Origin of the sequence: Flavobacterium sp. RNTU_13, from assembly GCF_046614455.1 — a bacterium.
GTDB lineage: Bacteria > Bacteroidota > Bacteroidia > Flavobacteriales > Flavobacteriaceae > Flavobacterium.
The window spans coordinates 433,142-445,418 of the sequence record NZ_JBKJHB010000001.1; the positions used below are offsets into that span (position 1 = coordinate 433,142).

13 protein-coding genes and 2 tRNA genes are annotated in these 12,277 nt (G+C 43.0%); 9 read left to right on the forward strand and 6 right to left on the reverse strand.

Annotated elements, in window-relative coordinates; genetic code table 11:
• Positions 1–9: 9 nt before the first annotated feature.
• Entirely contained in the window at positions 10–1,386 is a 1,377-nt protein-coding gene (locus tag ACLI08_RS02000) for an HTTM domain-containing protein (RefSeq protein WP_411426780.1), read from the forward strand.
• Complete coding sequence (locus tag ACLI08_RS02005; protein WP_411426781.1) at positions 1,325–3,793, forward strand: TonB-dependent receptor domain-containing protein; 2,469 nt, start codon at positions 1,325–1,327, stop codon at positions 3,791–3,793. Before ACLI08_RS02000 ends, ACLI08_RS02005 begins: the two co-directional genes overlap by 62 nt.
• A 50-nt stretch (positions 3,794–3,843) precedes the next feature.
• On the opposite strand, the gene ACLI08_RS02010 is transcribed toward ACLI08_RS02005, so the two are convergent.
• Both ACLI08_RS02010 and ACLI08_RS02015 read right to left on the reverse strand, forming a co-directional pair.
• Positions 3,844–4,287 carry a carboxymuconolactone decarboxylase family protein gene (locus ACLI08_RS02010; RefSeq protein ID WP_411426782.1) on the reverse strand — a complete coding sequence of 148 codons (444 nt, stop codon included), beginning with the start codon at positions 4,285–4,287 and terminating at the stop codon, positions 3,844–3,846.
• Between the two features lie 75 nt (positions 4,288–4,362).
• On the reverse strand, positions 4,363–4,935 hold the full coding sequence (locus ACLI08_RS02015; protein WP_411426783.1) for a Crp/Fnr family transcriptional regulator: 573 nt from the start codon (positions 4,933–4,935) through the stop codon (positions 4,363–4,365).
• A gap of 249 nt (positions 4,936–5,184) precedes the next feature.
• Between ACLI08_RS02015 and ACLI08_RS02020 the strand changes: the two genes are divergently transcribed.
• Entirely contained in the window at positions 5,185–5,388 is a 204-nt protein-coding gene (locus ACLI08_RS02020; RefSeq protein WP_411426784.1) for a hypothetical protein, read from the forward strand.
• A 119-nt stretch (positions 5,389–5,507) separates the two neighbouring features.
• Here ACLI08_RS02020 and ACLI08_RS02025 read toward each other — a convergent pair.
• The 3 genes from ACLI08_RS02025 to ACLI08_RS02035 all read right to left on the reverse strand — a co-directional run bounded on the left by ACLI08_RS02025 (position 5,508) and on the right by ACLI08_RS02035 (position 6,409).
• Positions 5,508–5,589, reverse strand: a tRNA-Leu gene (locus ACLI08_RS02025).
• A 47-nt stretch (positions 5,590–5,636) separates the two neighbouring features.
• Positions 5,637–5,710, reverse strand: a tRNA-Ala gene (locus tag ACLI08_RS02030).
• 72 nt (positions 5,711–5,782) lie between these two features.
• On the reverse strand, positions 5,783–6,409 hold the full coding sequence (locus tag ACLI08_RS02035; RefSeq protein WP_411426785.1) for a 2OG-Fe(II) oxygenase: 627 nt from the start codon (positions 6,407–6,409) through the stop codon (positions 5,783–5,785).
• Between the two features lie 99 nt (positions 6,410–6,508).
• Here ACLI08_RS02035 and ACLI08_RS02040 point away from each other — a divergent pair, with 99 nt between their 5' ends.
• Positions 6,509–6,961, forward strand: coding sequence for a 6-pyruvoyl trahydropterin synthase family protein (locus ACLI08_RS02040; RefSeq protein WP_411426786.1), 453 nt, complete (start codon positions 6,509–6,511; stop codon positions 6,959–6,961).
• A 17-nt stretch (positions 6,962–6,978) separates the two neighbouring features.
• Complete coding sequence (locus ACLI08_RS02045) at positions 6,979–7,731, forward strand: UDP-2,3-diacylglucosamine diphosphatase (protein ID WP_411426787.1); 753 nt, start codon at positions 6,979–6,981, stop codon at positions 7,729–7,731.
• Here ACLI08_RS02045 and ACLI08_RS02050 read toward each other — a convergent pair.
• A complete protein-coding gene (locus ACLI08_RS02050; RefSeq protein ID WP_411426788.1) occupies positions 7,728–8,078 on the reverse strand; it encodes a hypothetical protein in 351 nt (116 codons plus the stop codon). The two genes, ACLI08_RS02045 and ACLI08_RS02050, sit on opposite strands and share 4 nt — an antisense overlap.
• 117 nt (positions 8,079–8,195) lie before the next feature.
• Here ACLI08_RS02050 and ACLI08_RS02055 point away from each other — a divergent pair, with 117 nt between their 5' ends.
• The 4 genes from ACLI08_RS02055 (at position 8,196) to ACLI08_RS02070 (ending at position 12,262) form a co-directional block, all read left to right on the forward strand.
• On the forward strand, positions 8,196–8,528 hold the full coding sequence (locus ACLI08_RS02055; RefSeq protein WP_411426789.1) for a hypothetical protein: 333 nt from the start codon (positions 8,196–8,198) through the stop codon (positions 8,526–8,528).
• Positions 8,529–8,640: 112 nt separating this feature from the next.
• Complete coding sequence (locus ACLI08_RS02060; RefSeq protein WP_411426790.1) at positions 8,641–11,022, forward strand: TonB-dependent receptor; 2,382 nt, start codon at positions 8,641–8,643, stop codon at positions 11,020–11,022.
• Between the two features lie 23 nt (positions 11,023–11,045).
• Complete coding sequence (locus tag ACLI08_RS02065; protein ID WP_411426791.1) at positions 11,046–11,606, forward strand: type 1 periplasmic binding fold superfamily protein; 561 nt, start codon at positions 11,046–11,048, stop codon at positions 11,604–11,606.
• 272 nt (positions 11,607–11,878) lie between these two features.
• Positions 11,879–12,262: a DoxX family membrane protein gene (locus tag ACLI08_RS02070; protein ID WP_411426792.1), complete on the forward strand. Its 384-nt coding sequence runs from the start codon at positions 11,879–11,881 to the stop codon at positions 12,260–12,262.
• The last annotated feature ends 15 nt before the right edge of the window (positions 12,263–12,277 follow it).

Below are 12,277 nucleotides of genomic sequence, written 5' to 3' on the forward strand. Positions count from 1 at the left end.
CATTTAACTATGCTACGCGCAGTAAATACTTACCTAAACACTACTACAGATGCCGCATCGCTGGCCTTTTTCAGGCTGGCATTCGGCATCATGATGTTTATGGGCATGGTGCGTTTTGCGCTTAATGGGTGGATTGAAAAATTTTACATAAAGCCTGTTTTCCATTTTACATACTTTGGCTTTGGTTGGGTAAAACCATTAGGTATTTACACGTATGGTATTTTTATAGTTTGTGCTGTAACTGCACTTATGGTAGCTGCGGGGTATAAATACAGGATGGCCATCATATTGTTTTTCTTAAGCTTTACCTACATAGAGCTTATGGATAAAACCACCTACCTTAACCACTACTACTTTATATCGGTAGTAAGTTTTGTAATGATATTTTTACCGGCAAACGCCGCTTTTTCCTTCTATGCGAAACACGATAAGGAGTTGTGTAGCAACACAGTGCCGCGCTACACCGTAGATATTTTAAAGCTGCTGCTGGGCATAGTGTACTTTTATGCCGGGATTGCAAAGCTAAACTCCGATTGGCTTGCAGCAGCGCTTCCGCTTAAGATATGGCTTCCCGCCAATGCACACCTGCCCATCATAGGCGCGTTTTTGGGTAAAGAGTGGGTAGCATACGCCTTTAGCTGGATTGGTGCTGTTTATGATTTGAGTATTCCGTTTCTTTTGCTTTACAGGCGCACACGCTTGTTTGCCTTTGTACTGGTGGTTGTTTTCCATGTACTTACACGGATATTGTTCCCCATAGGCATTTTCCCCTACGTAATGATTGTATCTACACTGATATTTTTCAGTTCGGGCTTTCACAGAAAAGTACTGGAGTATATAACATCAAGGGTCAAAAGTCAAAGGCCTGAAGTCGAAAGCCAGCAGGTAAACAATACACCGATAAATACAAAACACACCCCACAAACTGCTAAAGTAATAGTGCTGGCTGTGACTGTAGTCATACAATTAGTTTTTCCGTTCCGTTACCTTTGCTACCCCGGCGAATTGTTCTGGACCGAAGAAGGTTTCCGGTTCTCCTGGCGGGTAATGCTTATGGAAAAAGCAGGCTACGCGCAGTTTACCGTTACTGATCCGCAAACCGGAAAATACGTAGTGGTAGACAACACCAAATTCCTTACGCGTTTCCAGGAAAAGCAGATGTCGTTTCAACCCGACTTCATACTGGAATACGCTCATTTTTTACGCGATTATTACAAAAAACAAGGCATGGCCGAACCTGAAGTGTACGTAAACAGCTACGTAGCCTTAAACGGAAGGCTCAGCCGCCCTTTTATAGACCCGAAAGTAAACCTTGCAAAACAAGATGAATCATTTAGCCACAAGACCTGGATACTTCCGTTTACCGGTAGCATCAGCGGTTTTTAGCCTGTTACTGTTTTTTATATTCTTTAGTGCTTCGGCGCAGAACCTAAACGTACAAGGTAAAGTAACTACCGAACAAGGTACACCTCTTGCCAATGCACAGGTTATAAACACCACTATAAATACTGCGGCCGTAACAGACCAAAACGGTACGTTTACCATAGAGTGCGGCCCTACAGCGCATTTGGTAATTTATACAGATGGCTATGAAATGGCTGTGCTTGATGTAAACGCTAACAGCACCATCCCTGATATTACGTTAAAAAAAATCACAGAACTTACAGAGGTAGTTATAGAGCGTAACCTGCAAAAACGCTCGGCTATAGGTTACCTTAAAGACATAGATGGCACCAATATATATGCCGGTAAAAAAAGTGAGGTGGTTACGGTAGACCGCTTGGTGGCAAACAAAGCCGTAGGTACTATGCGCCAGATATATGCCCAGGTGGTAGGCCTTACCTTTAACGAAGGTGCCGAAGGCGGACTGCAGCTAAACATTGGCGGGCGCGGGCTTAACCCAAACCGTACCAGTAACTTCAACACCCGCCAAAATGGCTACGACATTAGTGCCGATGTTTTGGGTTACCCCGAAAGTTACTACACCCCACCGGCCGAAGGTGTAGAAAAAATACAAGTGGTTCGTGGAGCGGCATCATTACAATACGGTACGCAATTTGGCGGTCTGGTAAACTTTATAATGCATCAGCCCTCTAAAAAACCTATAGAGGTAGTACAACGAAACACACTGGGCTCTTACGGATTGTTTACCAACTTTAGCAGTGTAAGCGGCACGGAAAAAAAATTCAGCTTTTATACCTTTTTTAATTACAAGCAGGGTAACGGCTTTAGGCCAAATGCTAATTTTAACAGCCGCAATTTCTTTATCAACCTCAACTACGCATTTACCGAAAAAACAGCGTTACACTTTGATTATACATTGTTTGACTACCTGGCAAAACAACCCGGTGGCCTTACTGACCTGATGTTCCATCAAAATATGCTGCAAAGTAACCGTACAAGAAACTGGTTTGGCGTTAACTGGAACCTTTTTAACCTAAAACTGGAACATAAGTTTACCGAAAATGCCAACTTTAATGTACAGTTCTTTGGGCTTAATGCCAGCCGCGAAACGGTAGGCTACCTTAGTAACCGGGTAAGTGGTGCCGACCCCGGAGAGGGGCGCGACCTGATTAAGGGTAAATTTGTAAACTGGGGTGCAGAAGCAAAGTTTTTGCAGCAATATACCATTAACAATCAAAAGAGTGCGTTTTTAATTGGTGCAAAATATTACCAGGCGCAAAATACTGGCTACCAAGGCCCCGGCAGTGCCGGTAGCGATGCTAACTTTACCCCCGCAACCGTTGATTTTCCTAGTTATGCTAACCAAAGTGATTACAAATATCCCAACCTTAACGTAGCCTTATTCGCTGAGAACATATTCAGGCTGTCGCCAAAGTTTACCATAACGCCCGGCCTGCGCTATGAGAACATAAATACAAAATCAAAGGGATACTGGCGCCATATAAATACCGACCTTGCCGGAAATGTAATACTGGATGAGAGGCTGGATGAGAACGTAACAAAGAACCGAAACTTTTTTCTGGCAGGCATTGGGCTAAGTTATAAGCCTACACAAAAAGCTGAGTTGTATGCCAATATTTCGCAAAATTACAGGTCGGTTACGTTTAGCGATATACGCACCGCTACACCGGGGCTTGTTATCGACCCCAATATTACTGACGAAAAAGGCTTTACCAGCGACATAGGCCTTCGCGGAAAAATAGACGACCGTTTTAGCTATGATACAAACGTATACGCCCTTTTATATAACGACAAAATTGGCGAATACCAGCGTGTAAATCCTAACGGCGGAGGTGCTGTGGTGCGTTACCGTAGTAACATAGGTACAGCCATTACCTACGGATGGGAAGCATTGGGCGACTGGAACATTAGTAATACATTCTTTAAGCAAAATGATAACTTTTTGTGGACGCTTTTTGTAAACAATGCCATTACTGACAGCCGCTACCTAAAAACAGATGCGCCAAACATTAAAGGAAACAAAGTAGAGTTTGTACCCACAATAAACCTTAAGACCGGAACAACCGTTGGGTGGGGCAATTTTAAAGCATCGGCCCAGGTAATGTACGTATCACAGCAGTTTACAGACAGTAATAACAGTACCGCAAACGAAACCGAAAATACCTTTGGGGTTTTCGGGCAAATACCATCTTATTACGTTGCCGATGTTTCGGCATCGTACACATGGCGTTGTATAAAGCTGGAAGCAGGCGTTAATAACCTTACAAACAACTACTACTTTACACGCCGCGCCACCGGATACCCCGGCCCGGGTATATTACCCAGCGAACCGCGCACTTTTTACACTACACTACAAATAAAACTATAAACACAGATGGCTCCCGAAACGGAGCCATTTGTATCTTTGCCGACTATGCCTTAAACATCTGCTGGTTCCAGCTTGCTGCTTACAGCCAGGCGGTTCCAGGCATTAATGGTTACGGCAGCCACAATAAGCTGCGCTATGTACTCATCGGTAAAAAATGATTTTGCCAGCGTGTATGTAGCATCCGTAAGGCCGCGACGACTTATAAGCGTCACTTCTTCGGCTATTGCCAAAACAGCTTTTTCCTCATCTGTAAATAACGTTGTTTCTTTCCAGGCATTAAGCAGGAAAATACGCTGTTGTGTTTCTCCGTACTTTATCGCGTCTTTTGTATGCATATCTATGCAAAATGCACAGCCGTTTATTTGCGATGCCCTTATTTTAAGCAGTTCTTTATGCGTTTTTGTGAGCGGTGTGCTTTCTACGTATGCCGAAAGGGCATAGAGTGCTTTGGTAGCCTGTGGTAGTTTTTCTATAACATTAATGCGTGTTTTCATAATACTATAATTTTTATGTGTTATTAATTACAGTACAAAGTTGGGCATAGACAGCCTAAAAAAACTTAAACAGGTTTAAGAACGCTTTTTGCTACGGATTTCACTAAGATATTCGGGCGTAAAGCCCAAAAATGAAGCCAAAAGGTACTGCGGCACACGCTGTACAAATTGCGGATGGTTATCTAAAAAGTGGAAATACAATTCTTCTCTTGAAAAGCCGTAGAGGTATTTAATCCGCATTTGGCTTGCGGCATACGCACGCTGGTAAACAAACCTGAAATAACGCTCCATTTGCGGAAAATCTCTTACCAGTGCTTCCTGCTTCTCAAAGCTTATTACAAGAACATCGCTTTTTTCCACTGCCTGTATAAAAAACTCAGATGCAAGCTGTCGTTCATAAGCAATATTATCAGTAATCCACCAGTTTTCTATAGCAAACTCCGTGGTTTGTTCAGTACCCTTATCTGTAACAAAAAACTTCCGCAGGCAACCGCTTATTACAAAATAATGATTGCGGCAAACCTGCCCTGCTGTTACAAGATTTTGCTTTCGCGACACACTTACAACGGTAAAATAGCCAATTATTCTATTAAAATCATCATCGCTAAGCGTTACAAACTTACCTATATGCTGTTTAAATGCTTCCATACATAATCATTGGTAGCAAAGTTTAGATAAAAATTCGGTATAACACGTACGTTAATAAAATTATAACCCCGAAACGCTACCTATTGTTAATCAAATATTTTGCAGGGGTAATGAAAATTTACGCAACGTAAAGCCAATATTAACAAATGCTAAATTTTTATTAAGCCGTTTCTTAATACCCAATAACATTATTAATTTTATATCAGAACCAATGAAAATAATTGATTAATAACCTAAAAAATTAACGCTATGCATATTTCTATTTTTCGCACGATTTACAAAAATGTAATTGACAACCAAAGGATAGAGCTTTTGCTGCAACGCCACAACATCTCATTCGAAAAAACATTATATGATAAAGGGTCACGCTACAAAATAGCTTCAGACAACGAAGACTCTATAAACATCTTCAAAAAGCAGCTAAATATGATTTATCCGCAAATCGCGCTATAATACCAAGCCTCCTGAACAAGGAGGCTTTTTTATGCTAGAAAATCAACACTAACACAATAGCTTCATTCAAAACACCTAAAAAATAAAAAAAGCCTCTGATTTCTCAGAGGCTTTTGCTGTGCGGGTGAAAGGACTCGAACCTTCACACCGTGAGGCACCAGATCCTAAGTCTGGCGTGTCTACCAATTTCACCACACCCGCAGGGTTGCAATATTGTATAGTTTCAAAAACAATACGTTTACACTTCGTGGAGAAGATGGGAGTCGAACCCACGACCTCTTGCATGCCATGCAAGCGCTCTAGCCAGCTGAGCTACATCCCCGAATTGTGAGGGCAAATATAGTGCTTTTAATTTTCATTTTCCAAACATTTGCGCAAAAAACATTCCACCAAATCAGTTAGCTGTTTTAAGCCAGCCGGTTATGCTTAGGCGGGGGCGTTTTACAGGCTTAACTTCATGTTCTAAAAGCTGGCTTTCAAAAACCACAACCCTGCCTTGCAGCGGAAACACCGTGATTTCCTCCTCGCCACCGTTCGGTTGAGGAAGATATATAGCCAGTTCACCACCATATTCAGGTTTCCAGTCTTCGGCATTCAGGTAGCAAATAAAGCTAAGCTTGCGGCTATTGCTGTTATGGAAATTATCCAGGTGGCGTTTATAAAAAGTCCCCTCAGGATATACAGCATAGTGAAACTCCTGCTGGCGTATGCCCATATAGCAGGTACGGTTTAAATAGGTGGCAAAATCCTGAACCTTATCCAGGAACACGCGCTCGGCGCCATCTGTAGTTTCGTTTAGCCAAAGGATAAAATCCCCGCGTATGGCAGCCACAACCTGCTCATCAGCCTGATGCCCTATAGCCGACTTTTTAAAACTATCCTGTTCATATTTTTTTAAAATATCGGCACGCAATACTGCGACCTCTTCAGGAGTAAAAAAGCCGTCGGCCACTGCATAGTGGTTTTCCATAAGCCCGTCTATAAGCTGCTCGTACAGCGGGTTCATTTCTAATTCGTCCATAAATAATAGGCTGTAAAAATACCCTCCAAAGATAGTGGTAAAATATAATACCCCGCGGCGCAATATTTGCTAACTTTGCAGCCGTAAATTTCTATTGCAATGAGTAACATCAGGATTACCAAACAATTTAGTTTTGAAACCGGCCACGCCCTTTACGGATACGACGGAAAATGTAAAAACGTACACGGCCACAGCTACAAATTATCGGTTACGGTTATAGGTAAACCTATTACCGATACTGCTAACGTAAAATATGGCATGGTAATAGATTTTGGCGACCTGAAGAAAATTGTAAAGGAACAAATCGTAGACGTGTTTGACCACGCCACCGTGTTTAACAAAAACACACCGCACATAGAGCTTGCCGCAGAGCTGCAAAATCGCGGACACCACGTAATACTGGTAGACTACCAGCCTACAAGCGAAAATATGGTTATTGATTTTGCGGCAAAAATAAAAGCGTTGCTACCTGCAGATGTGGCACTGCACTCGTTAAGATTGCAGGAAACCGAAACATCTTTTGCAGAGTGGTACCAAAGTGATAACCTGTAAGCGCATTGCCCTTAAGCATGGAGAAACAACTCAAAATATACTTTGCCTCAGACCAGCATTTTGGAGCACCCACGCCTGAACTTAGCGCACCACGCGAACAACGTTTTGTAAAGTGGCTGGACGAGATAAAGCAGGATGCCGACGTGCTGTTCCTGGTAGGCGATTTATTCGACTTTTGGTTCGAATATAAAACCGTGGTACCCCGTGGCTTTGTACGTGTACTGGGTAAACTTGCCGAGCTGAAAGAGCGCGGTATAGAAATCCATTTTTTTGTGGGCAATCATGACTTGTGGATGGACGACTATTTTGAGAAAGAACTTGGCATACCGGTATACCACCGCCCTCAGGAATTTACCTTTAACGGCAAAAACTTTCTTATAGGCCATGGCGATGGGCTGGGCCCCGGCGACAAAGGCTATAAGCGCATGAAAAAAGTGTTTACAAACCCGGTGTCTAAGTGGTTGTTTCGCTGGCTGCACCCCGATGTAGGTGTAAAACTGGCACAGTATCTTTCAGTGAAAAACAAATTGATTTCTGGCGATGAAGACGTAAAGTTTCTTGGCGAGGAAAACGAGTGGCTGGTATTGTACAGCAAGCGTAAGCTGGAAACAAAACATTACGACTACCTCATCTTTGGTCACCGCCACCTGCCTATGGTAATTAAAGTGGGCCCTGATTCAGAATACGTAAACCTGGGCGACTGGATAATTTACTTTACCTATGCCGTTTTTGACGGTACTACCTTTGAGCTGAAGAAGTACGAAAACTAATTACGGCCTTCATTAAACACATAGCCCTGTAAAGCTACGTTAAACAGAGCACCTTCTACAAGGTCTTTTATTTCGGTATACTCCATATGATTTACCGCAAGGTCTATTTCGGGTACAGGGGTTTTTAATAAAAACTTATGGCAACGTCCTTTCATGGCGCAGCTTTCGCAACGCATATCTTTACAGGTTTTTATAAGCTCAGAAAATTCGTTTAGCTGATACGGCGTCAGGTAAAAACCCGTTTCACGAAATACAAGCTGAATTCGGTTTTGAAGCACTTTCCCGTCCTTCTTCCAGTAAAATGCTACGCCAAAATTATTGTGGTATAGTTGCGATACTTCTTTCATGTTTACCCTCATTGCGTTTCCACAAATATAATTATTAATTAGAATCATTCTAAACAATATTGTTTTTTTAATGTTAAAATGGTTACGGCAATGTTTTTGTTGTTACTTTTGCAACAGATGAAAAGAAAAATAGCCATATTCAACCTGGTATTAATGGCATTGGTACAGTTTACCATTGCCTTTAAATCTTTTCACGCTTTTTCGCACCACCATGATGATACACACAAAACAGAGCACGCTTTAAAATATAAAGCGGAACTGAGTGCAGACCATCATGACGATTGCAAGGTGTGTGATTTTCATTTTGACTTTTTTACAGCACCACAGCAGTTTTTCTTAAAACTGCATTTTCCATACTATCATATTGGCTACACGTTTAACGTTGTAGAAGGGTTTACCAATTTTCCGGGCAGCCTGTTTTCCCTGCGGGGCCCTCCTTCACTAATCTAGAAAATACTATTTGCTCCTGATTTCAAGGCCGTAATCTTATTGCCATAAATGTATCAGGACGCTAACGGCATACTCATGCCCTATTCATTCATTTTCTCAGATTAAAATTACCATGCGAAAACTCGTTATGCTTATAGCCTTTTTGGCTACAGGCTGGTGTGCGCAGGCTCAATACACCCTTAGCGGAACGGTAAGCAACAGCCAAAGCTTTCCGTTAGATGGTGCACACATCCACCTGGACGAAAACCACGCTACAGCCTCGTTGCCTGACGGCACCTACAACTTACCCGGCATTACAGCAGGCAGCCATAGAATAGTAATATCTTACATAGGCTATAAGAGCCTGGATACGGTAGTTAACCTTTACCGTAACCTGATTATAGATGCGCGGCTTAAACCGGAAAATCAACAATTGCAGGAAGTGGTGGTTAGCCAAAATTTGGCAGCAGGCACAACTGTACATACCCAAAAGCTAAACACCGCCACGTTAGAAAAATTTAGCGGTGCCACACTGGGTGATGCCCTGCGTGAAATAGCCGGAGTAAGCTCGCTACGCACGGGCAGCACCGTTGTAAAGCCTGTAATTAACGGTTTGCACAGCAGCCGGGTGCCTGTATTTACCAATGGCGTTCGGTTGGAAGACCAGCAATGGGGCACAGAGCACGCGCCAAACCTCGACGTAAACGCTGCCGGGAAAGTAACTGTAATTAAAGGTGCCGGTGCGCTACAATACAGCGGTGATGCCGTGGGCGGATTAGTTCTTGTAGACCCTTTAAACATAGATAAAGACACCCTTACGGGGCGTACTATAATGACTGCCGACAGTAACGGACGCGGTGGTACACTGGCTACAAGTCTGTACAAAGGTGCCGAAAAAGGCTGGGCGTGGAACCTTGGCGGTACCCTAAAATACCTGGGCGACAGGCAAACGCCGGATTATGTACTAAGCAACACCGGAAACCGTGAAGCTAACTTTAACTCCAACCTTAAGTACATAGGCGATAAGTACACTTTAGGAGCATCATACAGTTTTTATAACGCCACCATAGGCATTGCTACAGCTACCCACATAGGAAGCCTGGGCGATTTGGTCACCGCCATAAACAGCCGGCAGCCTAATGTTATTAATCCGTTTACCTACCGTATTGGTGCGCCAAGGCAAGAGGTGCAGCACCATTTGGGCAAGCTGAACTATAACCGGGAATTAGCCGATGGCAGTTCGCTATCCTTACAATACGCGTTTCAATTGAACCGAAGGAAAGAGTATGACCTGCGCCGTGGCGCTTTAGAGAAAGTTGCTGCGTTAGACCTCAGTCTGGCAACGCACGCGGTAAATGCTGACTGGAAGAAAGAAAGCGGGGATAACACTTATAAAGCCGGGACAAGCGTAGCCTATCAGCAAAACAATGCAAACCCTGCAACGGGTATACGACCGCTAATTCCTGATTATACAAAAATTGATGCGGGTGCATACGCCATTACAAACCATAGGTTTAGTAATACCCTATCGGGCGAAGCGGGGCTGCGCTATGACTTTAGCCATGTACTGGCTAAAAAGTACTATCAAGTGTCGCGCTGGAATGACTTAGGATATAACGATGGCTCCTTTAACCATTTTATAAAGGAAGATCTGGGCACACAGTATTACACAGAGCCTGAATTTACCTACCATAACGTATCGGCAAGCCTGGGGCTGAGGAAACAACTTAGTAACAGCGTAGAGGTAATGGGCAATGTAAGCCTTGCTATGCGTAATCCTAACCCAAGCGAGCTATTTAGTGATGGGCTTCACCACAGCAATGCCACCATAGAATTAGGCAGCCTGCGCACCAAAAAAGAGGAATCTGTAAAGGCGTCTGTAACATTACTTAAACAGGCAGGCAGGCTTACTTTTGAACTTACGCCGTACATAAACCGCATTAACAACTTTGTTTACCTGCAACCTACAAACCTGGAATACACCATACGCGGTTCGTTTCCGGTGTACCGCTACAGGCAAACCGATGCTTTTATGGCGGGCACTGACCTACATCTGGGCTACAACATTACCGAGAACCTTACGTACGGGTTAAACGCTGCGTACATCTACGCACAAAACACACGAGACAACTTGCCGTTAGTAGATATGCCTCCTGCAAATTTTGTAAACAGCCTACGTTTTACGCAAAAGAAATGGCACAATTTCTTTGCCGAGCTACGCAGCGAAACCGTGTGCAGGCAATGGCGCTATCCTGATTATAATTTCTATGCAGATATCCCACAGACAAATGGCACTGTAAGCACTTATGTAGATATCAGTACGCCCCCGGCAGCGTACCAGTTGTTTAATGTAAGTACAGGTACACAGTTTACATTGGGTAAAACAACGGCTGCAGTTAGCCTATCTGCTTTTAACCTGTTTAACACCACCTACCGCGACTACCTTAACCGTCAACGCCTTTACGTAAACGAAACAGGCCGAAACATTCAGCTACAAGTTAAATTAAATTATTAATACACACTTAAATCCATTTTTCCATGAAAAACCTAAAGATGATGGCACTGGCTGCTATCGTGGTATCAGCTGCATCGTGCAGTAACGACGACAAACCACAACAAGTAATTGAAAACGAAGTTATAACCACGGTAACCGCTACCCTTACACCTAACGGCGGCGGCACTGCCATTGTACTAAAGTCGCAAGACCTAGACGGCGATGGGCCAAACGCGCCTGTAGTTACCGTAAGCGGATCCGTAACAGCGGGTGCCAGCTACACTGGCACGGTAACTTTTTTTAATGAAATGGTTTCCCCTGCCGAGAACATAACCACTGAAATTGAAGAACTAGGTGTAGAGCACCAGATTTTCTTCCGCCAAAGCGGGCTTGGAACATTTGCCTATGCAGATACCGACGCCGACGTAAAACCTATAGGGCTAAGATTTAACTACACGGCAGCGACCGCTGCTACAAGCGGAAACCTTACCCTAACACTAAGGCACTTACCTAACAAATCAGGTAATGGTGTATCGGGTGGCGATATTACCAATGCAGGCGGCAGCACAGATGCCGAAGTTGTTTTCCCTATTACAGTACAGTAAAAAACAAGAGTGTGGAAGTGAAAAACCCACACTCTTGTTTTAAAAACCCCTGAGCTTCAAGAAAGTTCAGGGGTTTTATTTTGGCTCGAACACATAAATAATTGATAAAATGTAGTACCGTTCACCGCTTTTGCATAGAGAATAAACATTAAAAATTAAATTTATAGCAATTATACCTAATTGTGTATTTCTCAAAAAAACTGAAATTTTTTTAACATAATTTTTATTAAATTAGTTAACACATTCATTCACAATAGACTAAACAACTGCTTATGAATTCTAATTTTACTAACATTATCCGTATTGTACTTGGCCTTATACTTATAGTATTTGGCATTAATAAAATCTATTCTTTTATTCCCCTGCCACAGCCCCCTGTTGAAGCCGCAAATTTCATAGAGTCTTTAGTAAACACCGGCTACATGTTATCGTTAATAGCCATTGCCGAAATTTGTGTTGGTTTAATGCTTGTGCTCAGGTTATGGGTTCCGGTAGCATTATTGCTATTGGTTCCGTTATCATTAAACATATTGTTTTTTCACCTGTTTTTAAACGTTCCCGGCATAGGGGCGGCAATATTGGTTACAGGTCTAAACGCTGTATTGCTGTATAAAAACAGGAAACGGTATGCCCCCCTCTTCCGGGAGGCATACTAAATCACACCCCCGTGT